General features: G+C 46.6%; 24 protein-coding genes and 1 pseudogene. 16 read left to right on the top strand and 9 right to left on the bottom strand.

All coding sequences use genetic code 11. The features are described from left to right. Window positions 1-114: 114 nt before the first annotated feature. Entirely contained in the window at window positions 115-2,772 is a 2,658-nt protein-coding gene (locus E2R66_RS25090; protein WP_133236119.1) for an HsdM family class I SAM-dependent methyltransferase, read from the bottom strand. Window positions 2,773-2,877: 105 nt separating this feature from the next. Further along, entirely contained in the window at window positions 2,878-3,126 is a 249-nt protein-coding gene (locus tag E2R66_RS25085; protein WP_133236117.1) for a hypothetical protein, read from the bottom strand. 572 nt (window positions 3,127-3,698) lie between these two features. Here E2R66_RS25085 and E2R66_RS25080 point away from each other — a divergent pair. Both E2R66_RS25080 and E2R66_RS25075 read left to right on the top strand, forming a co-directional pair. Beyond that, window positions 3,699-5,105, top strand: coding sequence for a 3-keto-disaccharide hydrolase (locus E2R66_RS25080; RefSeq protein ID WP_133236115.1), 1,407 nt, complete (start codon window positions 3,699-3,701; stop codon window positions 5,103-5,105). Between the two features lie 10 nt (window positions 5,106-5,115). Next, complete coding sequence (locus E2R66_RS25075; RefSeq protein WP_133236113.1) at window positions 5,116-7,050, top strand: c-type cytochrome; 1,935 nt, start codon at window positions 5,116-5,118, stop codon at window positions 7,048-7,050. Window positions 7,051-7,507: 457 nt separating this feature from the next. On the opposite strand, the gene E2R66_RS25070 is transcribed toward E2R66_RS25075, so the two are convergent. Further along, window positions 7,508-8,536: a LacI family DNA-binding transcriptional regulator gene (locus tag E2R66_RS25070; protein WP_133236111.1), complete on the bottom strand. Its 1,029-nt coding sequence runs from the start codon at window positions 8,534-8,536 to the stop codon at window positions 7,508-7,510. 102 nt (window positions 8,537-8,638) lie between these two features. Between E2R66_RS25070 and E2R66_RS25065 the strand changes: the two genes are divergently transcribed. The 3 genes from E2R66_RS25065 (at window position 8,639) to E2R66_RS25055 (ending at window position 13,387) form a co-directional block, all read left to right on the top strand. Continuing rightward, the gene (locus tag E2R66_RS25065; RefSeq protein WP_133236109.1) at window positions 8,639-10,129 is read left to right on the top strand and encodes a xylulokinase; all 1,491 of its coding nucleotides are present in this window, start codon (window positions 8,639-8,641) and stop codon (window positions 10,127-10,129) included. Window positions 10,130-10,147: 18 nt separating this feature from the next. Beyond that, entirely contained in the window at window positions 10,148-11,476 is a 1,329-nt protein-coding gene (xylA, locus tag E2R66_RS25060) for a xylose isomerase (protein WP_133236107.1), read from the top strand. Between the two features lie 243 nt (window positions 11,477-11,719). After that, window positions 11,720-13,387, top strand: coding sequence for a PAS domain-containing protein (locus E2R66_RS25055; protein ID WP_133236105.1), 1,668 nt, complete (start codon window positions 11,720-11,722; stop codon window positions 13,385-13,387). Between the two features lie 119 nt (window positions 13,388-13,506). Here E2R66_RS25055 and E2R66_RS25050 read toward each other — a convergent pair whose 3' ends face one another. Next, window positions 13,507-13,965 carry a hypothetical protein gene (locus tag E2R66_RS25050; RefSeq protein WP_134737962.1) on the bottom strand — a complete coding sequence of 153 codons (459 nt, stop codon included), beginning with the start codon at window positions 13,963-13,965 and terminating at the stop codon, window positions 13,507-13,509. A gap of 55 nt (window positions 13,966-14,020) precedes the next feature. Here E2R66_RS25050 and E2R66_RS25045 point away from each other — a divergent pair, with 55 nt between their 5' ends. The 9 genes from E2R66_RS25045 to E2R66_RS25000 all read left to right on the top strand — a co-directional run bounded on the left by E2R66_RS25045 (window position 14,021) and on the right by E2R66_RS25000 (window position 22,489). Beyond that, on the top strand, window positions 14,021-14,935 hold the full coding sequence (locus E2R66_RS25045) for an ABC transporter ATP-binding protein (protein WP_133236101.1): 915 nt from the start codon (window positions 14,021-14,023) through the stop codon (window positions 14,933-14,935). A gap of 11 nt (window positions 14,936-14,946) precedes the next feature. Continuing rightward, a complete protein-coding gene (locus E2R66_RS25040) occupies window positions 14,947-15,717 on the top strand; it encodes an ABC transporter permease (protein ID WP_133236099.1) in 771 nt (256 codons plus the stop codon). After that, window positions 15,717-16,781: a sensor histidine kinase gene (locus E2R66_RS25035; protein ID WP_133236097.1), complete on the top strand. Its 1,065-nt coding sequence runs from the start codon at window positions 15,717-15,719 to the stop codon at window positions 16,779-16,781. Before E2R66_RS25040 ends, E2R66_RS25035 begins: the two co-directional genes overlap by 1 nt. Beyond that, window positions 16,778-17,449 carry a LytR/AlgR family response regulator transcription factor gene (locus tag E2R66_RS25030; protein ID WP_133236095.1) on the top strand — a complete coding sequence of 224 codons (672 nt, stop codon included), beginning with the start codon at window positions 16,778-16,780 and terminating at the stop codon, window positions 17,447-17,449. The genes E2R66_RS25035 and E2R66_RS25030 overlap by 4 nt, the downstream gene beginning before the upstream one ends. A 527-nt stretch (window positions 17,450-17,976) precedes the next feature. Then, window positions 17,977-18,246 carry a hypothetical protein gene (locus E2R66_RS25025; protein ID WP_133236093.1) on the top strand — a complete coding sequence of 90 codons (270 nt, stop codon included), beginning with the start codon at window positions 17,977-17,979 and terminating at the stop codon, window positions 18,244-18,246. A gap of 744 nt (window positions 18,247-18,990) precedes the next feature. Then, complete coding sequence (locus E2R66_RS25015) at window positions 18,991-19,410, top strand: hypothetical protein (RefSeq protein WP_133236091.1); 420 nt, start codon at window positions 18,991-18,993, stop codon at window positions 19,408-19,410. After that, a complete protein-coding gene (locus E2R66_RS25010) occupies window positions 19,391-20,335 on the top strand; it encodes a caspase family protein (RefSeq protein WP_133236089.1) in 945 nt (314 codons plus the stop codon). The genes E2R66_RS25015 and E2R66_RS25010 overlap by 20 nt, the downstream gene beginning before the upstream one ends. Further along, entirely contained in the window at window positions 20,313-21,242 is a 930-nt protein-coding gene (locus E2R66_RS25005) for a hypothetical protein (RefSeq protein WP_133236087.1), read from the top strand. Before E2R66_RS25010 ends, E2R66_RS25005 begins: the two co-directional genes overlap by 23 nt. Next, entirely contained in the window at window positions 21,185-22,489 is a 1,305-nt protein-coding gene (locus E2R66_RS25000; RefSeq protein ID WP_133236085.1) for a DUF4407 domain-containing protein, read from the top strand. Before E2R66_RS25005 ends, E2R66_RS25000 begins: the two co-directional genes overlap by 58 nt. Before the next feature lie 106 nt (window positions 22,490-22,595). Here the strand turns inward: E2R66_RS25000 and E2R66_RS24995 are convergent, their stop codons facing one another. Next, on the bottom strand, window positions 22,596-23,021 hold the full coding sequence (locus E2R66_RS24995) for a tyrosine-type recombinase/integrase (protein ID WP_204985988.1): 426 nt from the start codon (window positions 23,019-23,021) through the stop codon (window positions 22,596-22,598). Between the two features lie 42 nt (window positions 23,022-23,063). Between E2R66_RS24995 and E2R66_RS24990 the strand changes: the two genes are divergently transcribed. Continuing rightward, on the top strand, window positions 23,064-23,492 hold the full coding sequence (locus tag E2R66_RS24990) for a VOC family protein (protein ID WP_133236083.1): 429 nt from the start codon (window positions 23,064-23,066) through the stop codon (window positions 23,490-23,492). Window positions 23,493-24,002: 510 nt separating this feature from the next. Here the strand turns inward: E2R66_RS24990 and E2R66_RS29040 are convergent. From E2R66_RS29040 to E2R66_RS24970, 4 genes and pseudogenes are all read right to left on the bottom strand, one after another. Then, a pseudogene (locus E2R66_RS29040) lies at window positions 24,003-24,092 on the bottom strand (ferredoxin); the annotation flags it as partial. Window positions 24,093-24,102: 10 nt separating this feature from the next. Further along, window positions 24,103-24,495, bottom strand: a complete 393-nt coding sequence (locus E2R66_RS24980) for a PIN domain-containing protein (protein ID WP_394347205.1) — start codon at window positions 24,493-24,495, stop codon at window positions 24,103-24,105. Window positions 24,496-24,560: 65 nt separating this feature from the next. Beyond that, window positions 24,561-24,782 carry a hypothetical protein gene (locus E2R66_RS24975; protein ID WP_133236081.1) on the bottom strand — a complete coding sequence of 74 codons (222 nt, stop codon included), beginning with the start codon at window positions 24,780-24,782 and terminating at the stop codon, window positions 24,561-24,563. 623 nt (window positions 24,783-25,405) lie between these two features. Then, the gene (locus tag E2R66_RS24970) at window positions 25,406-25,759 is read right to left on the bottom strand and encodes a 4Fe-4S dicluster domain-containing protein (protein ID WP_133236079.1); all 354 of its coding nucleotides are present in this window, start codon (window positions 25,757-25,759) and stop codon (window positions 25,406-25,408) included. Between the two features lie 106 nt (window positions 25,760-25,865). Between E2R66_RS24970 and E2R66_RS24965 the strand changes: the two genes are divergently transcribed. Further along, entirely contained in the window at window positions 25,866-26,891 is a 1,026-nt protein-coding gene (locus tag E2R66_RS24965) for an acyl-CoA reductase (protein ID WP_133236077.1), read from the top strand. Window positions 26,892-26,932 lie beyond the last annotated feature (41 nt).

Below are 26,932 nucleotides of genomic sequence, written 5' to 3'. Positions count from 1 at the left end.
TAATTTTATTGAAGTCAATCATGTGGAAATGTATTTAAATATTTGAATTTCAGACACTTAAATATACTTACATTTCCTTTGATTGGCAAATCTATTCTCAATTATTAATCGAACTCAGGTTTTTAATTCTGCCTCGCCGGCATCTTTAATTGCAATTTCAGCTTTTTCCCCGTTCCGCCTAAACTCCAATTGGTAAGACCAAAAATCATCCAGAATCAATTGCTCATATTCGTCTAATTGCAGGTCATCTTGATTCTCAGGATACGGAAGATTATCTATATCGGACTTCAAAATTGCTGATGATTTATTTACCAAATATTGGCCGCTTGTTCCGGCAATGTAAAATGGATAGATTTTGCTGTTCCGGATGTTTGTTTCCACCTTTTGCAATTCATCAACTTCGGCTGCCGGCGCATGTATGCCGACAATCCTGCTTTGAAAGGTAAGTTCATCAATTCGAAGTTGAACAGGTATTTGATCTTTAGATATTATTTCCTTTATCAGGAGATGCGGCGGCTGAAATATAAGCGGGTTTGGCAAATAATAAAACAGATGGTTTGTCACCGTGTATAATTTCGAATCGTCAATACCAGTTTCCGTAAAGGCAGTTGCAGGAAGACTTTTGGTACCTGTAATATAATCGGCTGGCGTATGTGCTTTTTTGCCCCCGACCATAAATCCTTCTTCAAAATTCCATTTGCGCTTTTTGATGAAATCTGATAGAGTGTCTAATGAAGATAGCCTGGTGATTAGTTGATGAACCCTACTGCCGCCTAAAAAGTTGGCTTTCCATATCAACGGATCATTTAGAGCAAGCTTTCGCGAGATGTAATGAAAATCATATGTGTCCAGTTCAAAATAAATTTTTTCTTTGTTGGTTTTAGTGCGTCTGACGGTTATATGTAACAGCCCTTTTTCTGTTGGCTTTTCATTTTTCACAAAAACTGCCGCTGTTGCAACATCGCCGTTCTTACCAAATAAGACCCTGCTAATATGTGTAAAGTCTATAATCTGAGGAATATGGTATGTAGCCAGTAGGCGCCTTCTAAATTGAAAAGAAGTATTATTATACAACAATGGTCCTGATGGCTCTATAAGACAGACCAATTTCCCTGGCTTGCATATCTTGACAGCTTGTTCAAGAAAAAGCAAAGCAATCTGATTATCCGGAAGTTTTATGGGAACGCGTTTATTGCTGCCGTTTAGATAGGCTCCCCGTTCTTTTACTTGGAGTTTCTCGATAGATTTTGCTTGATCAGTCAATTTAGCTTCAAAAGGCGGATTGCCAATAACGAGATCAAATTGATGTTCAACAATCCTTTTATCCAATAACAAGTTAAAAAAGTCATCATGAATTAGATTATCTTTATCTAAACTGTCAAATTCAAGATTATCCCAAATCTGTAGTGGGGTCAGTTCATCGCATAAGGCCAAACTCAAGCTAAAAATCGATAAATTCACAGCATCTTTATCCTTATCACAACCAAAAATATTGTCTTTCAACAACTCTTTCAATTTTGTTAAACTTGGGCGTACCCAGTTGTTCGCTTTACGCCAACGGTAAATCAACCGCCTGTAGGCGCCGACTAAAAAAACGCCCGATCCGCAAGCCGGGTCGAGTATCTTGAAATTGGTATTCAGGTCTGAAAATGGCATGGACTCATCCAAAAGGAAATTGACTAAGTAAGGCGGAGTATAAACTACCCCAGCCTTCTTTTCCAAAAACTCTTCATAAATATTGCTTATCAGTTCTACCGGAAGATCATTAAAAGAATAAAGTCGCCAAAACACAAATTGTACGCCTTGTAATTTTCCTTCAAGAAACAAAGAAAAGCGTGAAAGATCTGTATTTTTAAGCGCAGTCCGCTCGTCCTCGGTCAAGCTAAAAACCCCACCATGAAAGTGTCCGGACAAATAATCAAAGAGCTCTAAGCCCGCACCAGTAACTTTTAATATATCAGAAAAGCATGAAGCTCCGGGCGCAAATTTTTCAAAAAAATTGGCAGTGTATTTCACTTTTATCTTCCGCCCATTGACTATAGATATTCTTTCCTCATCCCGCTTGGGGAAAACTGAGTTACTGTATTCATCAGTTCGTTCTTCCAAGTACTTAATAAGGATAGACATCACCATTAACTTTTTTGCAAAAGCTTCTGGCAATATATCGCGGTCTATAATATCTTTAAGAGCTTGTTTAAGTTCGGATAACAACTTCTCATACGCGCTGTTACTAAATTCAAATTCCGAACGAAAAGATGAGTTTTCCCAAAAGGAGCCATTGTCAATTGATCGCCCGGAAAATGCCTGAAACTTCTCCAAGTCTTGAGCATGTACTTTATTTAGCGTATCGCTAACACGCGCCGCCAGACCAATTGTAGTTAGTGGCTTGTATATCAACTGATTGCCTCTAGCAGGCTTCTCAAAACAATTGAATATTCTAATATCCTTACTGGTAATAACAAAGAACATGGGTACTGACCCAGAGCTATAAAGGCGTTGGTGTAAAAGAATGATATCATTATCAGCAACATCCACCCGCTCTGTGAAATCATAGATGTAAACTTGCGGTATAGACGGTCGGTCTGTAAATCTTCGTAAGTAAATGTAATCCGCTTTATATGCGGCTGCATTTTCCAGCGCAATTATTTCCTCTATACTGAAAAATTCAGGGTCGGCATCTTTAGCATTTTGAACACGCACTAATCCCGTCGAGTGATTGTCATCATTCAACATTTCCAATTGCGCTAAACTATATTTTAATACGTCGTTCATAAAGGCACTAAAATACTAATTATTTTAGCAATTCAAATGTCGAGCTAACTTATAAAATTCTTTTGTATTACAAGAATATAGATTATGTTAAATAGCAACATTCCATTATCCGCCCAGGCAGGTGTCCTCCGCAGCTGACCCGGGTATGCAGTGCACGGTGGCGCGCTGGGGTACCTCGTGCTTAAATATGCAGAGTGCCGTATAGTTAAAGAACGTATATTTAGCTTTATCCCATACCCGCAGCAGGGATTGAAAGGGGAAGCCGCCCGCGCGGGTCTTGCGTGGCAGGCAGGGCGGCCGAAGCGCAGCGTAGCCCGATAAAGCCCGGCCCGCTTCTACCAGCGGGGCTGCCATAATTCAGTTGGCAGTGGCAGTTGGAAGTTTAACCAACCACGTCCCGCTGACGTAACGAATTGATCTTTAGTGGGGTTTTCAGTCTCCCGGCTGCTTAATTATCAATCTCGTGTCGCATCCACATACCAACCGGCATCCTGCTAACATCGTCAAGGTGTGGCGCTGCATAGTAATATGTGAATGTTTCCTGAATTGCAAAAGAGTTGCTGTAATCGGGACGCTTGAACCGGCGGGGGGTGAGGAAGAAAAAAAAGTTAAAACATAACCCCAATGTCTCCCCCTCTTTACGAAGTAGAGAGGGGGCGGGGGGTGAGTCGACTCGCGACGCGGTCACGGCTACGCGGCGATTTAAGCGGTACGCTGTGGTTTGATTTTGGTTAGTAAATGTCGTATTGACAGCAGATTTACAACAATGTAGCCGTACGCTTAAAAAATCGTTTTAGCAATGTTAAAATAATACCATCGACGACATTATATTTTCAGGTAGTATTTATATCTTCGCCATGTTACCAGTGCCGCGCGGCATCTATCCCGGCGGGCATCAAAAGAGAAACACAATTTAATAAATATACATGAACCTTAACTTCTCGAAGGCGGGCCTCGCGGCCACGTTCTGGCTTTGCGGCACGTTGCTGTGCAAAGGCCAGCAGGTAAGTCTTAAAGATTTATCTGCCTTTAAAAACCCGGCGGCCTCCTGGTCGGTAGCGGGCAACGTATTTGCCGATCTGAATGCCGAAAACGTTTTGAAAACCGCTAAAGGCGACGGCATATTGGTTAATCAATCCTCCGAAAAAAAAGCCGGTGCCGACCTCTACACCATCAACGAGTATGGCGACGTAGTGGTTGAACTGGATTACCTCACCGCCAAAGGCGCGAATTCGGGCATTTACCTGCAGGGTAACTACGAAATACAGATAGACGATGCCTGGGGCCTGCGCAACGCCACATCGCATAACAACGGTGGAATTTACCAACGGTGGGATGATCGCAAACCCGAAGCTGATAAAGGCTACGGCGGCGTAGCCCCACGCCAAAATGCCAGCAAAGCCCCCGGCTTGTGGCAACATATCAAAATCATTTTTCAGGCACCAAAGTTTGATGCTGCCGGGAAAAAGATTGCGAATGCAAAAATCATCAGTATTGTGCTTAACGGCGTGGCCATACACGAAAACGTGGAGCTGTTTGGCGCTACCCGCGGCGCTGCCGGTGCGGAAAAAGCGGTAGGCCCGCTGCGCTTGCAGGGCGACCACGGCGCTGTTGCCTTCAGGAATATCGCTATCACGCCGCTAACAGAAATTCCGAAAATTGGTCAGGACGACAACCCCGACCCGATATATATCCACGCCACAAGCAACAACATGCTCCGCAGCTTTGTAGATATCGGCAACGTGCGTTCGGTACACGCCATATCGGTAGGCGGGCCGGAAAATACTGCTTACAGCTACGATCTGGACAATGGCACGCTTTTACAGGGATGGCATGGCGATTTCATTGATGCTACGCCGATGTTCGATGGCCGTGGCAACGGCACGTCGCTGGCTTTAGGCAGCGTTACGCATTTTACCGCAAAACCTGCATTGGCCATAGCCAGGCTGGCAAACGCACAGGATAAATGGGTGGCCGATACCGCAGGCACTGGCTTCTTTACCAAAGGTTATGTTTTGGATAGCCAGGAAAGGCCTGCATTCAAATACCGTATCTACGGTAACCTGGTTACCGATGATGTGAAGATATCGGCAGATGGAAAAGGGATCAGCAGGGCAGTTACGCTGGAAACACCTGCCGAAGGCCTATACTTCCTGCTGGCTAAGGATAATCGTATAGAAGACCTGGGCAACGGGCTGTTTTTGGTGGGCGATAAAGCCTACTACCTGCAGCTTGCCGATGGCAGTGCGAAACCTGTAATAAGGGATGCCGATGGCAAGAAAGAATTGATCGTCGCCATAGCTGGCAAGTTGAATTATACCATCTTATTTTAAGCCTTTTGCAATGAAATATACATTTAAAACGATACTGGCACTGGCACTAAGCTTAAGCATTACCACAGCATTTGCCCAGGAAACGCCCAAAGAAGAAGATTTTTTCAAGATAAGTAAGGTACGTGTACCCGAAGGCCCGATACTGGAAGTAGGCGGCCTGGTTACGCTGCCCAATGGCGATTTGGCGCTGAGCACCCGCAGGGGCGAGGTGTATGTAGTAGAGAACCCCACCAGCGCAAAACCTTACTGGCGCAGGTTTGCTTACGGTTTACACGAGATATTGGGCATAGCCTATAAAAACGGCGCACTATACGTGGCGCAGCGCGGCGAACTGACCAAACTGGTTGATAAGGACCAGGACGGTAAGGCTGATTTGTACGAAACTGTTTACGCCTGGCCTTTGAGCGGGCACTACCACGAGTACAGCTTTGGCCCTAAGATTATGAAAGACGGTACCTTTATGGTTACCGCCAACGTAGCCTTTGGCGATGAGGAGTGGTGGCGTGCCGAGAGTCGCGTACCGATGCGCGGCTGGGCCATGAACATTACCGAAGGTGGTAAAATGACGCCGTGGGCTGCGGGTTTCCGCTCGCCTGCGGGTATTGGTGCTATCGACAGTACTTTATATTACACCGAGAACCAGGGCGACTGGGTAGGATCGGGTGGTTTATGGAAAATAAACAAAGGCGATTTTATGGGCCACCCCGCCAGCTTAAGGTGGACCAGCCTGCCTAACTCGCCGGTTAAGCTGCAGTCTGATTTCTTTTACTCCAAAATAGATGAGCGCAGGCTAAAAGATAGCCAGGGGCATTATATCAAACCAGAGAACAGGGTGAACGAAGAGTTCAAAACACTGTTCGATATGAAGAAAGTGTTTCCAGAGCTAAAGTTGCCTTCAGTTTGGTTACCGTACGGTATTTTGGGTATCTCCTCGTCAGAACCGGTGAAGATACCTGCCAACACCTTCGGCCCATTTGCCGGTCAGATTTTGGCAGGCGACCAGGGGATGAGCATCATCTCGCGTATATTCCTGGAAACCGTAAAAGGGCAGGAGCAAGGCGCAGCCTTCCTGTTCCGCAAGGGTTTCCGTTCGGGCGTATTAAGGCTGGAATGGGGTACCGATGGGTCGCTGTTCGTAGGCGAAACCAACCGTGGCTGGGGTTCGGCAGGCGATGCCAACGAGGGCCTGGAGCGATTGGTGTACAACAACAAAACACCTTTCGAGATGAAAGCTGTAAGGGCCATGCCTGATGGTTTCGAGGTGGAATTCACCTCGCCTGTTGACCGTAAATCGGCCGAGGACCTGGCATCGTACAATGTCGAAAGCTTCATTTATAAATACCACCCGGTTTATGGTTCGCCACCGGTAAATACCGAAAAACTGAAGATAGCAGGCGTAAAAGTTTCTGCGGATGGCCTAAAGGCACGTATGATCGTACAGAATCTGCGCCAGTACTACATCCACACCCTAACGCTGGATGGCATCAGGTCGGCAACCGGATTTTACTCGCTGGTACATCCGGTTGCTTACTATACGCTTAACCAGATACCCGATGGTGATAAGCTATCCATGAGCGATGTAAGCACCAAAAACTCTGCTTTGGCACCCGCTTCGGCACCAACAACTAAAAAGGCTGCAACCCCCGTAAAGGGCACGCCTGTTGCACCAAAAACCACCAGTGCCAAAGCGCCAACTTATAAAGAGGTGGAAGGACTGCTTACCAAAAATACCTGCTTATCCTGCCACAACCCAACCAAAAGGCAAATTGGCCCTCCGTTTGCAGAGATTGCCAAGCGCAAGTATTCTGCCGCAACGATATACTCGCTGATACATAACCCGCAGCCGCAGCACTGGCCGGGTTACTCAACCGAGATGCCGCCAATGCCGCAGGTAACAAAAGAAGACGCGTACAAGATTGCGGGTTACATTAATTCGCTGAGGTAATAAAGCGTGTGCTATTTAAAGACAACGGTCGGCGTGCAAACGCTGGCCGTTTTTAGTTTGAAGAGGATTTTTTTTAAAAAATGTGGGTAGCAGTATGCGAAATAAAAAGAGGCTGTCCCATGGGTATGATACAGCCTCTATTAATCAACTATCCAATCTCACAAGAATAGCTATTAGTGTATTGCTCAAATACGAATAACAAATGTGAAATATTTATTTTATTAATGCAATCGATTGCTAAAATAAAATATATTTTACGCCGTTTTACTGATTTCGGATAATCAAGGCGGGCCTAGCTTGCCGGTCGATGCAAATCTGGCCTTTGATTTTCGGCAAAAAACCAAAGAAAAGCACCGAAAAACCTCGGAAAAGCCAAGAAAAACCGTCCCTTTTTTAACGCATTTTAGCAAATTCAAGGAAATTTAAGCAAGTGGCTGGGGCCGGATAACGGCATGGGTTACCCTTTCTGTGTCGACGATCTTGCGATTACTTTTGGTTTAATGCTGATTACTTTTGGCACCATAACGGTATCCGTATTCTCCATTTCCTGGAAGTACAGGTTGGCTACCGTTTTGCCCATGTAAAAGCTAAACTGGTCTATGGTAGTAATGGACGGACTGGTGATCTCCGTAAAATCTTCATTCGAGTAGCCACAAATGCCCAGCTCTGCGGGTACTTTGATATGCATGGCCGTGGCTACTTCCAATACGCCAAGCGCCGAAAAATCCGACGTGGAGGCAAATATCGCATCCGGTGGGTGGGGCAGGCTAAGTAGGTTGCGGGTGGCGGTGGCGCTGAGTTCTTTGGTCCAGGCGTTTTCCACCATCAGTTCGGCAAGCACGGGCAGGCCGTTTTCGGCCAGGGCGCGCAGGTAGCCGTTTTTCCGCTGCTTAAAGATACTCAGCTTTTGCGGACCCTCCAGCAGGGCAATACGCTTATAGCCCTGTTTTATCATATGATCCACCGCCTCGAAGGACGATTGCTCGTTGTCATTAGTCACTTTAAGGGTTTCCAGCTCATCAGCCACACGGTCGAACTGTATCAGCTGTATGCCATGGTCGATAATGTTCTGCAGGTGCTTATGGTCGGTAGTCTCCACAGAGATGGATATTACGATGCAGTCTACATGCTGGTTGATGAGCGTGTTTACACATTGCACCTCTTTCTCGTACAGTTCGTTACTTTGGCAGATGATGAGGTTATATCCTTGTTTATAGGTGGCTTCTTCAATGCCGGCAATCACGTTAGAGAAAAAGTTTTGATTGATACGCGGTACTACCACCCCTATGGTTTTCGAATGTCCCTTGCGCAGATTCGATGCAAGGGTATTGCGGGTATAGTTAAGGTCTTTGGCTGTTTTAAGGATGAGTTTCTTGGTAGCATCATTGACAGAACTGCTATTATTGAGCGCCCGCGACACAGATGAAGGGTTGAGGTTGAGCTTCTCGGCAATATCGTAAATAGTAGTCCTTTTCCTTGATTTCATACTGGATAATAAAATTGTGAAATAAATTAAACAATCGATTGCAATTAGCAGAATTTAACTTAATTTCGTTTTTACAATTATAACCAAAAACAGCTATTATTTATGCTATTGTTAGGTATCGATTTGGGAACCTCGTCGGTTAAGGTGAGCATTGTTGATGTGGACACGCAACAGATGCTTGCATCGGCCCATTATCCCGAGCAGGAAGCCCCCATTATTTCATTGCAAACCGGCTGGGCCGAGCAATCGCCTGCCGACTGGTGGGAGCAAACCCAGCGTGCCATTGCCATCTGCCACCAAAAAGGAGGCTACAATCCAAAGGACATCGCCGCTATAGGCATAGCCTACCAGATGCACGGCCTGGTATTGGTAGATAAGGACCAGAACGTGCTGCGCAACAGCATCATCTGGTGCGATAGCCGGGCAGTAGCCATCGGCGATAAAGCATTTGACGATATTGGTCACGAGGCCTGCTTATCGCACATGCTCAATTCTCCCGGCAATTTTACCGCATCCAAACTGGCCTGGGTAAAGCAAAACGAGCCGGAGATATATAGCCGGATAGATAAGATCATGCTTCCGGGAGATTACATCGCCATGAAGCTGACTGGCGAAATCACCACCTCGGCCTCGGCACTATCCGAAGGGATTTTCTTCGACTTCCAGTTCAACGGACTTTCTAAGGATATCATCGAATATTTTGGCTTCAGCGATAGCCTGTTTCCGGTGGTAAAGCCAGTGTTTTCGGCGCATGGCCGGGTGAGCGCAAGCGTTGCACAAGCCCTGCAGCTAAATGCCGGCGTTCCTGTAACCTATAAGGCTGGCGATCAGCCGAATAACGCCCTCTCCTTGAATGTATTAAAACCCGGCGAGGTGGCCGCAACAGCAGGTACATCGGGCGTTATTTACGGAGTGAGCGACCAGCTGGCCTACGATCCGCAATCGCGGGTGAACACCTTTGCGCACGTGAACTACGCCAACGATAGCAAACGCCTTGGCGTACTGCTCTGCATAAACGGTACCGGTAGCCTTTACCGCTGGATACGTAGCGCCGTAGCGCCAACTTTAAGTTACCAGGCCATAAACCAGGAAGCAGAAAACGCACCTTTGGGTAGCGGCGGCCTGCGTATTATGCCTTTTGGCAACGGTGCCGAGCGCATGCTGAGCAACAAGCAGGTAGGCGCACACCTGCACGGTATCGACCTTAACTTGCATACACCTGCCCATATCTTCCGTGCAGCGCAGGAGGGTATAGCCTGTGCCTTTAGATACGGCCTAGATATTATGCGCGAGAACGGTATGAATCCCACAGTAATACGTGCCGGCAAAAGCAACCTGTTCCTGAGTGGCTTGTTTGCGCAGAACTTTGTGGATGCCACAGGTGTGCCGGTAGAACTTTATAATAACGATGGCAGTATGGGCGCGGCCCTTGGCGCAGGTATCGGGGCGGAGATATTTTCGCCAGAGGAAGCCTTCAGCAACGCGAAGCCTATCCAACGCATCGAGCCGGTAAACGCTGCTTTCGAGGAAATTTATCAAAGCTGGAGGGGCATCCTCGACCAGCATTTAGCAAGTATATCATCAAACCAATAAAATATAAAATCATAAGCTATGTCAATTGTAACCGGAGAAAAAGAATTTTTTAAAGGGTTAGGCCAGATAAAGTACGAAGGCCCAGAATCTGATAACCCGCTGGCGTTCCGCTGGTACGATGCGGATAGGGTAGTGGCCGGAAAAACCATGAAGGATCACCTGCGCTTTGCCTGTGCTTACTGGCACTCGTTCTGCGGTAGCGGTGCCGATCCGTTTGGCGGCGCAACGCATATTTTCCCATGGGATGCAAAGGCCGATGCCGTTGAGCGCGCCAAGGATAAAATGGATGCTGCCTTCGAGTTCATCACCAAGATGAATTTGCCTTACTATTGCTTCCACGATATCGACGTGGTTGATTATACCAACGATGTTGCCGACAACGAAAAACGCCTGCAGGCACTGGTAGAATACGCCAAGCAAAAACAAGCCGCAAGCGGCGTTAAATTACTTTGGGGCACTGCCAACGTGTTCAGCCACTCGCGCTATATGAACGGCGCCTCTACCAACCCCGATTTTCACGTGCTGGCGCATGCCGGAGCGCAGGTAAAGGGTGCTATTGATGCAACCATTGCTCTGGGCGGCGAGAACTACGTGTTTTGGGGTGGCCGTGAAGGTTACATGAGCCTGCTGAACACCGATATGAAACGCGAGCAGGAGCATTTGGCCAAATTCCTGCATACGGCTAAAGATTACGCCCGTGCACAGGGCTTTACAGGTACTTTCTTCATAGAGCCGAAACCATGCGAGCCAACCAAGCACCAGTACGATTTTGATGCGGCTACCGTATTCGGCTTTTTGCAGAAATACGATTTGCTGGGCGACTTTAAGCTGAACCTGGAAGTAAACCACGCTACTTTGGCTGGCCACACCTTCCAGCACGAATTGCAGGTAGCTGCCGATAGTGGCCTGCTGGGTTCTATAGATGCCAACCGTGGCGATACACAAAACGGCTGGGATACCGACCAGTTCCCGAACGATATCAACGAAGTTGCCGAGTATATGCTCATCATCCTCGAAGCCGGTGGTTTCGCAGGTGGCGGTATCAACTTCGACGCCAAGATACGCCGTAACTCAACCGACCCAGCCGACCTGTTCTACGCACACGTAGGCGGTATGGACTTATTTGCACGTGCCTTGGTGATAGCTGACAACATCCTTCAAAAATCTGATTACAAGAAAATACGCAGCGACCGCTACGCCTCCTTCGACAGTGGTGCCGGTAAAGATTACGAAAACGGCATCTTGTCTTTAGAAGACCTGCGCAACTACGCCGCCACCAACGGCGAACCTGCTGCCAAAAGCGGAAGACAGGAATTCCTGGAGAACTTGATCAACAGGTATATCTAAATATTATCATCTTTTATTTGAAAGCCGGAAGGGAACTTCCGGCTTTTTTAGTTTATATGTTTCGTCAGCGTAGACGATAACAAGGAATTGCAGTCGGGCGTAGTGGCCCAACAGGGTGGGGGATGAGCCTCTGGTTTAATTAATCATTAAATCGTTTTATTATTTAATATTAATTTTAATAAAATAGTTAACCTAAATTGTTTAGTTACGTAGAAACAATTGGCAGCAACCCTGGTACACGGAATGAAGATTTGGTTAAGGAAATACGAAAAAGCAATACAAGGGGAGCAAGCGCTTTCTTACGCAAATGCCGAAGGACCCCTTGTTTACTGGAAGAACCAGCTTTTTTTTAGTTTCTTGTTGTATTGTCTTCCCTTTTGTTTCATTGCTGCAATTCCGGGCGTTTACATGGCACTTGTTAGTGGCTACATTAATATTGCAGTTGTTGATGTTGCCTGCGTGTTTGTTGTTGCTGTGGTAACCTTTGCAAACCGGCTGCCACTGCGGCTGCGTAAGCTGAGCATTGTTGTTGTGTGTTACTTCCTGGCACTATTTCTTGTTGATAAGCTGGGCTATTTTGGTCCCGGCGTGTTTTATTTGTTTGTAATCACTATACTGGCTGCTTTAATCTTCCGAATTAAATACGCCTACTGGAGCATCGCGGCCAATACGCTATTACTGCTGGCTTACGCCCTAAATATTCAATTCCATTTTTTTGAGAGCGCACTTAACCATATTTATACCCCCGGGGGATGGATCGCATTCAGCGCCAACCTTACCTTTTTGAGTATTGTGCTGGTTATGATGATACACCATATTTTCAGGAGCCTGGAAGCAACGCTTTTGAATAAGGAGATGTTGCAGGAACGCTATAAAAGCATTTTCGATCGTAGTCCTTTGCCCATGTGGCTTTTTGATACCCAAACCCTGGCTTTTTTGGATGTAAACGAAGCTGCTGTAAGGCACTATGGATACACCAAAGAGGAATTTTTATTGATGACCATTAAAGCCATACGGCCCGCTGCAGCTTCGCATGCGCTGGAAGAAGTGGTGGAGAAAAACCGGATGTCGGGAGTTTTTTATACCGGCAAGGCGCAACATATCACCAAAAGCGGGCAAACCATATTTGTTAATATTGAAAGTAATTTATTACTGCTGGATGGTAAGCAGGCCAGGTTGGTGCAGGCTACCGATATAACAGAACTACTTAATAACGAAGTTGAAGCATTAAATGCTAATTTGAAAATAAAGGAATCGGAACTAAACTTAAGGGCTATTTTTAATAGTACAAACGATGGCTTTGTGTTACTGAATGCACTTTTTTGTATAAAGCAGTTTAATTCCAAGGCCATCAATTACGTTAAACTGGGTGCTACACCAAAGCAATTTGAAATTGGTAAGAGTATTTTTGATTTTGTGGAACCATCAAAGCTGCCGTATTTTAAGGAATTGATACAAAAGGTATATGCCGGCGAAGCCATTGAATACGACAGGATGTATAAAGACGTAAGCAAAGGACCGGTGTGGATACGCTTTACCATAACCCCGGTTTACGAAGGCGATACCATACAAGGAGCCTGTATATGTGGCCGCGATATCACGGCGCGCAAACTATACGTAGATACAATTGAGCATCAAAATAAGACACTCAGGGAAATCTCGTGGATGCAGTCGCATTTGGTAAGAGCACCACTGGCCCGTATTATGGGGCTCACCAGCATGCTAAACAATCCCGTAAATGATGAAGAGAAAGCAGACATACTCAACTATTTAAACATATCCTCGCAGGAACTCGACCATATCATCAAGCGGATCACCAGGCAATCAGACATCATTGCGCAAGCCCCCGTGCCCGGCGCAGATGCCAAAAAATGCGACGATTTTTATATGGAAACAACACCCGATCCTTAAGTACGAGCCTGATATTAATATGAAAAGCCCGGAGGAATCCAAGCTTTTTTGGTTGGGGTGCGTACCTGATTATTGCCATAGCATCCCTGCCCCGCGGCACTTTTTTGTCCAGTTTTAATTTATAGGAATGTTGGAATAACCGGGTAGAATCGGGCCGGCATGGTAACAGTATAGGATCCGGTTTGCTGCCTCTGGTACTTGCTTAAATTTGCCAAAATGCCATCAAAGATCTGTGTTTTTCGGAGGTTTTTCGGTGTTTTTAGTTGTTTTTTATTGTTTTTTCTATGTAAGCTTAAAAACCGCAAAATTTGCATGGAATGGCGGTTTTTGGCCAAATACATCGCGGAGGGAGCACAAAAAAAATTCCAGCTTTTTCTAGCTTTTGCACCTTTTTTAGTTGTGGTTTTCCAGGAAATCCCAGCTGGTTTTTGGGCAAATGTTCGTAGCAACACACTGGCGGGATTTCGGGTTTCATGGGTTCTGTGAGGCCCAAAGTCCACTAGCATCAAAAGAGTAGCAAGCATCGTTTTCCTGCTCACCAACATGCAGGCAAAAAGGCTTGTTTTGCAGGCAAACAAGGCTTGCTGGTCTAAAACTACAGCGCGGATAGTTTATACGGGCTTTCTTTGTTGCATGGAACAACCTTTTTTATTGGAAACCCGGTCGCTGAGCCACCGCTTTGCAGATGGGGCCGCGGTTTTAAACAACATTAACCTACAAGTACCGGCAGGCGCCGTGTACGGTTTCCTGGGGGCCAACGGCGCGGGTAAAACCACCACGCTGCGGTTAGTGCTTGGCCTGCTCAAAAAGCAACGCGGAGAAATACTGCTGTTTGGCAGGCCGCTCGAAAGCAACCGCCTGCAAGCCCTTAGCAGGATAGGTGCAATGATCGAGTCCCCATCATTGTACGGGCACCTCACCGCTGCAGAAAACCTGCAGGTATTGCAAAAGGTTTACCGCTGCCCGGAAGCCCGCATTGCGCAGGTGCTGGAAATGGTTGGCTTAGCGGCCACCGGGAACAAGAAGGCCGCCCGCTTTTCTTTGGGGATGAAACAAAGGCTAAGTATTGCCATGGCCCTGCTGCACGAACCCGACCTGCTGATACTGGATGAGCCAACCAACGGCCTCGACCCGAACGGGATGATCGAAGTAAGGGAGTTGCTGCTGCATTTGAACCGGCAGCATGGCATCACCATCGCTATATCCAGCCACCTGCTGGGCGAGATCGAGAAAATGGTGAGCCATGTAGGCATCATCCACCACGGCAGCCTGCTCTTTCAGGGCAGCCTGGCCGACTTGCAACAAGAGCGGGCTGCCGGTGCCCGGATGATCCTAAAAACCAGCGACCGGCAAAAAACAATGGCCATCATGCAAGCGCAAGGAATGCAGGCCACCTTTAGCCAGGATGCTTTCTCTTTGCCGATGCCCGGGCCAGAAGCCACCGCATTGCTCATTAGGCAACTGGTGGGGCAGGGGGTAGACGTTTATGAACTAAGCCCCATCAAAAACGACCTTGAAGCCATTTTTATGGACATGATTACCAATTAAACCTGCATTTTATGAACCAATATATACACAGTTTTCAAAGCGAATGGCTTAAACGGAAACGGAGCCTGGCATCATGGCTCGTTATCTGCGGCGCTTTTTTTACCCCGCTAATTATTACCACCTCAAAAATAGTGAGGCACAGCATGCTTGCTTCGGCCGGTCGTTCTCCACAGTACTGGGAGAATCTTTGGAAGATTTCATGGGAGTCGATGGCGGTATTCCTGTTGCCGCTGGGGGCCATACTGGCCAGCAGTTTAATTACCCAGCTGGAATACAAGAACAACAGCTGGAAGCTGCTGCACACCACCCCGCAAAGCTACCGGGTTATTTTCCTGGCGAAGCTATCGGTTATTTTGGTGATGATGCTGCAGTTCCTGGTGTTGTTCAATATTGGCATATATTTTTCCGGCGTATTGCCCGGCTTGTTGTTCGGGGTGCCTTACCCGCGCCAACCAATCCCGTACCTGCATTTCCTGGCAGAAAACGGGCGATATTTTATCGCCTGTCTTCCCATCATTGCGTTGCAATACCTTATCAGCCTCAGGTTTAAAAACTTCCTGGTGCCCGTGGGGGTGGGGCTGGTAATTTGGATATTATCCATAGCGGTGCTCCACTGGCCTTATGGGCACTGGATACCCTATACCTATTGTGGCTTCAATTACCTGAAGGACCAGGCCAAACACCACCAGCAGTTCCCGCCGATACCTTTTGCTTTAGGCTATTTTACCCTGTTCGCGGTAATCGCATATATTTTATACCTTCATCAAAAAGAGAAAGGCTGATGATGAAACGGGGTGCGATATGGCTGGTGCATACAGGTTACTGGCTGCTTTTTGCAGTGCTGTTGCTCGCCTTCTTCTTTTTTGCCGTCTTCGTGCCGGCACATGTGCCGGCCGGTACGCATCCGCTTAACAGCCTGGCTTGGTGGTTGCGGTTGATGGCGGGTTTCGCTGTACTGCCCGGCGTGCTATCGTTTTACGCCTGCTATACCTACCTGTTCGATAATTTCCTCAGCCGGCAACGCTTCCTGCTATTTTTGGCCGCCAGCATCTTGGCGGCATGCTTATCATCCATCATCGGGGCCGCTTTGGCTTCGCTGCCATTCTTGTTCGGGCCGATGTTCCTGTTTGGCGATGGCTACGCTTCGGCACTGTTCATTCTGTTGCTGATGGCGGCCATCGCCTGGGTTAATGGCATGATGGGTGCCATTATCAAGGGTTGCCTTACCTGGTACCGCGACATCCGCCTGAAAGAAGAGCTGCACCGCAAAAACGTAGAAACGGAACTGGCGCTGGTGAAAGCCCAGATAGATCCGCATTTCCTGTTCAATACGCTCAATAATATCGATATCCTCATCAACCTCGATACCGCCGCAGCGTCGGCCTACCTCAATAAATTATCCGCAATCATGCGGTTTTTGCTGTATGAAACCAAACGCGACCGCATAGCCCTGGAACGGGAACTGGAGTACCTGCAACAATACATCGACCTGCAGCGCATCCGTACCAGCAACGCCAGCTATGTTGACTTAGAACTTGAAGGCGAGTTTTCCGGCCAAATGATTGCACCGATGATTTTGCTGCCCTTTATCGAGAACGCCTTCAAACACACGGAAGACCACAAGGCCGACAGCAGCATAAACATACACCTGCAATCGCGTAAGAACCAATTGGTTTTTACCTGCATCAATACCTTGCACAGCAAGGCCGAAACCGGCGCGCATACCGGTGGCCTGGGCAACTCGCTTATCCGCAAACGGCTGCAACTGCTTTACCCCGGTGCGCACAACTTAACCATAACCGGCGAGGCATCGCTTTACCGTGTGAAACTTGAGCTCTCGCTATGAAGTATATCATCATCGAAGACGAGCCCTTAGCGGCGGGCCGTGTAAAGCAGTTTGCCGGCAAGCTGCCCTACCTGCAATTTGGTGCCGTTTTCGAAAAAGCCGTTACCGCTATGGAATACCTGCGCAGCAACCAGGTCGATTTGATTTTCCTGGATATCAACATCGGCGAAATATCGGGCATCCGGTTCCTGGAGATTGCCCGGCCCGATTGCGCCGTCATCATCCTGTCGGCCTACCAGGACTATGCTTTGCAGGGCTTCGAAATGCAGGTGACCGATTACCTGCTTAAACCCTTCACCTTCGAGCGTTTTTACCAGGCGGTAGAGCGGGCGCGCAGCCTGCAGCCAAAACCCGAGCTCGAAAAAGCCTTCATATTCGTAAAAACGCAGTACCGATTAGAAAAAGTGATGCTGGGCGAATTGCTTTATATAGAGGGTGCAAGAGATTATCGCCGCATCCACACCACTAAACAGGTACTGATGACCTTACAGACCTTTGGTGAACTGGAAAAAGATTTGCCGCAGGCACGTTTCATCCGCGTGCATAAATCTTACCTGGTGGCGCTGGATAAAATAGAATCCCTCGAAAAGGATTTTATCCGTATTGCCGACAGGTTGATACCCGTATCAGAAAAGTATAAAAAAATGGTACTGGCGAAGCTGAAGTAAACTGTATTTAACCCCAAAATGTCTTTGAAATCTGCTTTTTTTCCGGTGTTTATAGTTTTTTCTGTGCAGGCATAAAAGGGGCGAAATTTGCATGTAATGGCGGTGCCTTCTGCCCAGCCTACCGGCAGCCAGGCCGGGCTATGCAGCGCTTCGCTGCGCTACGGCCCAGCCTACCGTCAGGCAGGCCCGTTTCCTTCGCTCAAGGCCGACGCGCCGTGTCTGCCCCTTATTATCCCTACCGCAAGTATCGGTTTAGTTGAATGGTGATGTTAACTAACTGAATTTTGGCTGGTTAGGCACGAGAAGCGTTTGCCCGCTGTCCCACCCAGTCATTCTCGCGGCAGGCTGGGGGAGCGTGTAATCCGTTAATGCTGTGTGATAACTTATTGTGGGCTAAAAAGATCGTCAGCAGGGCAGGATAAGTCTTTTTGCACGCCTTGAAGGCCGTTATGTCTTGTTTATATTTGACAATTTTTGTATATTTAAATTTAATTAAGTGTTGTGTAACATTATAAACCTGATAGAATATGACAGCCTTAGAATCGGAAATAACTTTACAGGAAAAGAAAGTCGCCGCTGCATTTGAAGGCCTCCGTGCTAAAAAATTCGAGCAGGGTCTGCCTTTCCTGATCCTATCCGACGAACTGCCGGAAGGCCAGGCTTACCGCGAATACGCGAACGGTAAAATGGAAGTTCAGGAGGTTTACGAAGAAGGCTCCGCATTAAAATCAAAAATCGTACGAGTGGTTGCTGAAACTGAAGCAGCCAGGGTAAGAGTAATACATGGACTACACTAAACCGACGCTCCTGGTTATATCCGGGGCAAATGGTGCTTGATAAAATCGACTCCCTCGAAAAGGATTTTATCCGTATTGCCGACAGGCTGATACCCGTATCAGAAAAGTATAAAAAATTGGTGCTGGCGAAGCTGAAATAGTTAGTAGTTACTACCAAAATGCCACCAAAACCTGCTTTTTTCGGTGTTTTATAGTTTTTTATGGGCAGGCATAAAAGGGGTGAAATTTGCGTGGAATGGCGGTGCCTCCGGCCCTGCCTACCGTCAGGCAGGCCGGGCTATGCAGTCGCAACCACTGTCGGGATCGCTCCGGCCCTGCCTGCCGTCAGGCTGGCCCGTTTCCTTCGCTCGAGGCCGACGTGCCGTGGTATCCCTACCGCAAATACCGGTTTGGTTAAATGATTACGTTATTTAATTAATTTTGGCTGGTTAGGCATGAGAAGCGTTTCCCGCTAGCCTACCTGGTCATTGCGCCAGGCTGGGATGGATGGATTGTAGAACGGACTTTTGCTTGGATTGACACCAATAGACGAAACTCGAAAAATTTCGAACGGCTCAACAATACAAGTGTCGCTATGGTGCATTTATCCGCTATAAGAATTATGTTGAATAGTTTTTAGACAGTTTATTAGTGAATATTTAATAGTTATTATTATATTAGCATCAGCGGCAGCGTATGCAGCGGACTTCACCTAACTCTATCATGTAATAAATTGAACTTACCATCCCTATAATACCTAAACTTATGGCAGAACAAGTAACTTATGTTGAAATCAAACTGAACTCCAGAAACCGCAAAGCTGACTTTGATAGGTTGGAACAACTGTTAAAAGCACAGCAATATCATGAGGCAACGATCGAAAGGATCAGGGTACAGCCCCCTAAAGATGCAAAATCATTGGGCATGCACGATTTTTACGAGGTCTTCAAAATCGTTTTCAAAGATTTCGGGGTGGCATTGGCAGATTTCAAAATCATTTTTGATTGCTTCAAGTTCTATTTTGAAAATAAGCAAAAACTCGGCGAATACCTACATGGACGCGAGTCTATTGAAGTAAAAGTTGATGAGGTTGCCGAGAAGTTTGACGCTTTAGATGATGCAGAGAAAAGAAAATTCCTTGAAAAGATAAAACAAGCCACCGGGGATGATCAAACTGGAGCCTAAACATACTTATGCCGCTATTATCGGTATCAGTAAATTTGACCATATGCCGGATGTACCCCACTGTGAGAAAAGTGCGGAAAAATTTCATGAACTTCTTTTGGACAATCGTTATATAGGCCTTCCCGAACATAACATCCGTCGGCTCAATTCCGCAGATGGGGAAAGCTTGCGAGATAATATGGTGAAATTTATTTATTCCGTCAGTAGTCGCATAAACAATCCCCACACTTATCAGTTAGACCGAATCGATAACCTGATTTTTTTTTATTCCGGTCATGGAGAAAAAGATAAAGATGAAAATTTAGTGCTTTTTGCCAGGAATACGAGCATGGAAACATTAAGTGATTTAGGCATACCGTTTAAAAGGCTACTCGAACATTTACTACAGACCAACCTAAAACGAATTATTTTTATCATCGATAGCTGCTATTCGGGGGCCGCTCAAGGCGGTAATGATACGATTAACCTTGACATCAGGCCAGATTACTGCGTAATTCGTTCGGCCCGTAAACACCAACAATCTTACTTTAGCGACCACCCGAAATATACCGATTTTACGGCTGTGTTTTTTAATATGATTGAACAAGGTATCCGGCAACCCTTAAATCGTTTTATCAATATCGGCGACATTGGCCAATACCTCCGCGCGAATTTCCGAAAAAGTGAGCGTCAAAATCCAGACGTCCGGAGCGATGGCGAGTTGCTGGAATTTCCTCTTTTTAAAAACGTACTTTTTAGGTTATCGGTTGCGGAAGAAAAGATAGGCAGCGACGACCCTGAAATAAGACTTGAAGGGATGCACTTGTTAAAAGAACTTATTAGCAGTTATACAAAGCATGAGTTACAAGTCCATGCCCTTAAAATTACCGCATTGACGGAGAAAATAGTGAGCTCTGTGTTTGATGAGCCTGGAGGAGCTTTTTGAAATGGTTAATAATGAACGGGAAATCATCGCCCTGCTCGATATATATTTTGCATTAGTACGCGCTTACGGCAAGGGCAAGTTTCTAGAGGATTTGAAAAAGACCTTATTGACCCAGTTGGAGGCCCTAAAAAATAGATTCAAGCGTCAGCGCGACTATGAAGATGTACTCAAAGTTCTTTCCTGGCTGGTTTATCTTGACCCGGATAACGCCAACCTTTATAGAAATGAACGCCAACCCATAGCTGATATTCTGGATTACGAAAAAGAAGACAGCGCAGGTTTTCCTCGTATTATAAGCTTTAAGAGTGACCGCGAATATTCTATGTCGGGTTATGAAATCAAATTGAGCTGGAAAACTGCGGACGCTGACAAAGTAAACTTAATAGATGAACGAAAGCATACGCTTTCACAAGAAGGCAACTCTTACGAATGCAAACTGTATGCGCCAACCCAGATCGAGGTAAAACGATTTGGCCTACAGGTTTCAAATGACATTGGTAGTCGGGAGGTAGAGTTAAGTATAGTAGTATTTCCAGTGCCGGTCATTGAGCGTTTGTCACTCCCTAATCCCGAAATTAAGATAGAGGCCCTGGCGCATGAACAACCGACGTTTAGCTTTCCGATTGAATTGCAGACAGGTATCGCAATTCACCTTGCGGTCGAATATAACGGATTGATTGATCCGAAGCTGGTCGCAACATTCGAAGGCTTCGCGGGGCCTGCGGCATCTGAAATGAAGCATCCGGTTATAATCGAAAGTGAGGCGGTTAATACCTTCTTATTTTCAAACAATATTTTTCGCTTAATCGCAAAAAAACAACGTGAACTTATCCTTATCACAAGAAATATATGGAAGAAAAAACTAAGAAAACAATTCAAAAAAAGCACGAGCCGAAACTCAATATAGTCAACCGGTTTCTTTGCAGGATAGCTGGCTGCGATCTTTCGATATTAGCGCAATGCAAACATGAAATCGTCCGTCACGCCCGGGTGGGTGCAATCGTTATTCTAACGGCCTTACTTGCGTCTGTTTCGATGGGTTTTGCCATTTACAAAGTCACGGGCAATACTAATTATTGTTTACTTTGCGGAGGAGTTTGGGGAGTTGCCATATTTATCCTGGACAGTTATATTGTGGCCAGTTATAAAAAGAAGGGCGGCTGGTTCGCTGAATTTAAGATGTTATTGCCACGCCTTATTCTCGCCCTGATAATAGGATGGACCATTTCGATTCCATTAGAGCTCAAGGTATTCGCGCCCGAAGTGAAAACTGAATTGGGTGTGATGGCGGACGAAGACCGCGGAAGCCACCAACATTTGCTGGATAGTTTATTTACGCGAAACCAAACTGTTCTGAATAATAGGAAAGATACTTTGCAAGCCTTATTTGACCGAAAATCGCTCCCCATAAATAATTTGAATACTGCCATAGATAAACAAAGGAAGGCAGCTGAAGATGAGAGCTCCGGTGTAGGCCGTACAAAAAAGCGTGGCGATGGTCCTATACACCAAGAGATGCTACGGAATTTATATCGTGACACATTACGCCGTTTTCAACTTGAGCATGACTCTCTTTATCTTCAATATCAGGCTGAATTGAAGCAGGTGGATAAAGAGATGAATGCTCAAAAGCCCGATTCAGCGGCGCGTGTGGTTCCGTCAGGCCTTGCGGCAGAACTGACCGCTTTGCACCGGCAAATGGTTCGTAACGAATGGGTCGGATTAGCTTACTGGTTGTTTTGGGCATTATTAATAGCCTTTGAAACAGCTCCTGTTATGGTCAAATATTTTACGCCATCGGGCGCTTACGATGAAATTTTAAATGCAAAAGATGAAGCTGAAAAAAAGCACCAACGCCAAAAACTCAAGGAAATAAAAATTTTATACGAGGCCGAAAATAAAGCTATCGATTCTATTAACACTAAGAAGCAACAGACACAAGATGCTTTAAATGCCGAATTGTTAACCGAAATTGCAAACTCTCAGGGGGAAATCGCACGCGTAGCTATCAGGATTTGGAAAAACAAAATGATTAAAAAAGTCCAGGAAAACGTGGACGATTTTATTCGCTCAGGTGTCCCGGCGTTAAACGCCAATAACCCGATCAAACCGAATCAGGATACTGACGGAGATAAAAAGGATGAGCCATTGTAGGGTACTTATTTCAGGTTACTCAGTTTATAGTCGAGTTGAAAAATGGCACAGTTAATTCGGGAGTCAAGCAATAAATTGAACTATTGCAGTAAAACTTATGAAAATATTACGAATTCGATTTTATAAAGTCCGAAGCAATATTAATAGCACTTAATACAGGGTCTTGGGAAAGCCTCGCATAAATAGTTGTCGATACCTGCGATTTGTGGTTAAGTGCCTTACCAATAATCAGCAGGCTGGTGCCATTTATAGCCGTGTAGCTGCCAAGTGTTCTACGAAGGTCATGAATCCGAAGGTCCAAAACCCCCATGTGCGTTTTGATACGCTTGACGGCTTTCTTTGGATCTTTTAAGTGCCCATCGGTTTTTTCGCTTGGAAAAACATGTGAAGTGGGCTTTTTGCAAAAATCATTAAACGCCCCCCCGCCCATCCAGGCGTCCACGCCTGGATGTAAACATTTGTCAGCGTCCACGCTGACGGTACTTTGCAGATTTTTTCCGATATTTAATCCCATAATCCACAGCGCCTTCACCGGCGTTTATTTGCCGCGATTGTTAATATTTTAACTGGGAATATGGAAACAAAACCACCCAATATTAAACTAGCCGTACCATTTTTTATGGTTACGGATATGGAAGTGTCTCTTCGCTTTTATACGGAAGGGCTCGGCTTTAAAATGACTAACCAGTGGACGCCTCGCGAAAAGATAGAATGGTGCTGGCTGGAACGTGATGCCGTATCGGTAATGTTGCAGCAGCCGCGCACTCGCAATGACGAACAACGCGGTCCGCTTGGCGGCGGCCTAACCATAAGCTACCAATGTGCCGACGCGCTGGCGCTGTACCATGAGTTTACCGCAGCAGGCCTCACCGTACAGGAACCCTTTGTAGGCAATGGCTTATGGGTAGTTGGCTTAAAAGATCCGGATGGTTACCGTATTGAGTTTGAAAGCCCAACCGATGTAAAGGAAGAAACCAAATATTCGGAATGGGTAGGGGTTTAAACAGATTAACCGCCGCGTTAATATAAGCTAAGCGCGGCAACCATCGGCAGGCAGAGCGGACTTGCTTATCGACTCTGCCTGACGGACTTGTTTATCGGACCTGTATACCGGGGGATTGCCGCGCTATCGCTCGCAATGAAGTTGGGTGAATTTGCCACGCTTCGCTCGCAAAGGTTGTTCATTAGCCCGTCAGCGTGGACGGTGACAAACGTTTACTTCGGGCGCGGAGGACTGACAGGGCGGTGGTGATGGGATTTTAACCATTTTGTCATTTCGACCAAGCGATAGCGAGGGAGAAAACTTATGCGGTTTGCAGAGCGGCTATACTGAGTGACCATGCAGAGCTGTCATAGCATTGTGTAGAAGATTCCTCGTCGCCCCATGCGCGCATGGCCCGCCCTGGCTCGCTCGGAATGACAAGGTGGAGATGTTTTGCTTAGCCCGCTCCCAAACGCAAAAGAGGCTGCCCCAACAATGGAGCAGCCTCTTTTAGTATCAAACAGGTAACGTTTATCCGTTAGCGTGCAACCAGTCTTTTTTGGCGTGTAGTTCTTCCTGGGTTTCGCGCACGTCTTCGTCGTCTACGCAGCAATCAAGCGGCGGGGATTAACTAAAAATACGGGCTGAATTTTTCCGGCGCTATACGTTCCACCTCAAAAAACACATCGTGTAAATGGTCGAAGTCTGCATCGGTGGTCACCAATTTCAAACTAAGCAAGGCGGCAAGCGAAGCTATCCAAAGGTCGTTCTTGCCCATATTGCGGGAAGATTTGAAAGGGTATGTTATGAAAGCGGGATTTTTTTGTTGGGAGTAACTATCTATTTCGGCATAGGTATTAATGTAGATTTGGTTAACTTCAATAATGTTAACTAAATCCAAGAAGTCTTCCAGTTTGTTACGCCGGTTGGCTCCCCATTTATTTTGTATAGCTATTGATTTTATCTCTGCTTCGGAAACAACCGAAATATAAACAGGCTCGTTGTCAGGATTAAGGAAATTGATGATTTCATCTTAGTTCTTAGACCGGATGATTGCCAGGATGATATTACTATCAAATAAAAGGTTCATTATTTATTGTCCCTTAATTGCTGCAGAGTTTCATTCCATTCGTCATCGGTGAACGCTTCAGCTTCCGGCGCATTTTTTAACCGTTCAATCAGTTTGGCATTATCCTTGCCTGATTTTCGTCCAAAAACTGTTGCGCCGCCTGCTGCTAATACCTCTTCGGGAGAAAAAGTCTGGTGGGTTCGGAATAGCCCGCCCGCTGATGAATTAACTTTAGCCTTCATTTTTACCTCCGTTTGTTACTGATGCGCAATTTAGTTATTTGATTGTTCATTTGGAAAGATAGAATGCCGCCAGTTAAGGGTTTCACACATGTAACCACCAGCGCTTGCTTTCGAGGTACGAAGCAATACCAGGGAGGCTGGTGCGCTCTGCCGGTCCGATTTCAAAGCCACTCTTTTTGCTGACGGTTTCGGCGCTTCTCTCGCAAAATAAGGTAGGGGAGAAAGCCCCCCAACGCAAAAGAGGCTGCTCCAACAATGGAACAGCCTTTTTTCAGCTTGTGGTCGGTGTTATTACTTTACTAGCCCGTCAGCGTGGACGCTGACAAACCTTAACGTCAGGCGGACGCCTGACTGGGCGGTGGGGGGTAATTTTAACCATTTTGTCATTTCGACCAAGCGATAGCGAGGGAGAAAACTGATGCGGTTTGCAAAGCGGCTATACTGAGTGACTATGCAGAGCTGTCATAGCATTGTGTAGAAGGTTCCTCGTCGCCCATGCGCGCATGGCCCGCCCAGGCTCGCTCGGAATGACAAGGTGGAGATGTTTTGCTTAGCCCGCCCCCAACGCAAAAGAGGCTGCCCCAACAATGGAACAGCCTCTTTCAATATCAAACAGGTAACGTTTATCCGTTAGCGTGCAGCCAATCTTTTTTGGCGTGCAGTTCTTCCTGTGTTTCGCGCACGTCTTCGTCGTCTACACAGCAATCAACCGGGCAAACGGCGGCGCATTGCGGCTCGTCGTGGAAACCAACGCACTCGGTACACTTATCGGGTACAATGTAATAGATTTCGTCGCTCAGGGCAGCCTGCGCTTCTTCAGCATTCAGGGTGTTGCCATCGCCAAAATCTATCGTTCCTTTCAAGTCGGTGCCGTCAGAAAAACGCCAGGCGGCACCAGCGTCATAAATCGCATTATTCGGGCACTCAGGTTCGCAGGCTCCGCAGTTTATGCATTCATCGGTGATTATAATCGCCATATCATTAAAATAATCTTATATTCTCAATTAACTTTGCTCCCGCGTTGCGAAGGCACTGCAAATATAACAAAAAAACACTTTGAGGGTTTCTCCGCTTAACATATATATGTCAAAATTAGATATAAATACCACCGTTAATACGTTTTCTGCACTGGGCAAACGCCTCGCCGCGCCCGATGAGGCATTGATGGAGGTGATAGCAACCGAGCGGCAGCACAATGCCTGGTTTACGCCCGAAAGCGTGTTGCAAGCCGTAAAGGCCAACGGCGAAATGCTGAACAGCAGCGATTTAGCCCAATGGCTGGATGCCTATACCCTTGGCGAAGCAAAAGGCAAAAAGATAGGCCTGGTACTGGCGGGCAACATCCCGCTGGTGGGTTTCCACGATGTGCTTTGCGTTTTGGCCAGCGGCAATACGGCGCTCATCAAAGCCTCATCGCAGGATGCACGATTGATAAAATATGTTTTGAATTTACTGGTGGAGATCGACGGTAGCTACGCCGACAGGTTCAGCTTTGTGGAACGACTGGTAGATTTTGATGCCATTATTGCTACGGGCAGCAACAATACCTCGCGCTATTTTGAGTATTACTTTGGCAAGGTGCCCAATATCATCCGCAAAAACCGTAACAGCATCGCCCTGCTTACCGGCAACGAAAGTACCGAAGAACTGCATGCGCTGGGTAACGATATTTTCGATTACTATGGATTGGGCTGCCGCAATGTAGCTAAAGTACTGGTGCCCGAGGGGTATAATTTCGTGCCGTTTTTTGAGGCGATAGAAGATTTCAACCCCATCATCAATCACCATAAATACAACAACAATTACGATTACAATAAATCCATCTACCTGGTAAACCGCGACGAGCACCTGGACAACGGCTTCCTGCTGCTAAAGCAGGACGAGCGCCTGGTATCGCCGCTGGCCGTGCTCTTTTACGATACCTACAGCAACCTCGCTTCGGCACAAGCGCTGCTACAGGAGCAGAGCGCACAGCTGCAATGCATTGTAAGCACCGCACCGCTGCAAACCCAAAACCAGGTGGTAGGCTTCGGCCAGAGTCAGCATCCGCAATTATGGGATTATGCGGATAATGTAGATACGATGGAATTCCTGGTGTCGTTGAGCTGAAGCTCGCCGACGGTGATTAGAGGCTGGTTGATTGGAGGTTA

Origin of the sequence: Mucilaginibacter psychrotolerans (assembly GCF_004519315.1) — a bacterium.
Lineage (GTDB): Bacteria > Bacteroidota > Bacteroidia > Sphingobacteriales > Sphingobacteriaceae > Mucilaginibacter > Mucilaginibacter psychrotolerans.
Note: the sequence above shows the minus strand (reverse complement) of the source record. Positions and strands in the feature narration are given on the sequence as shown.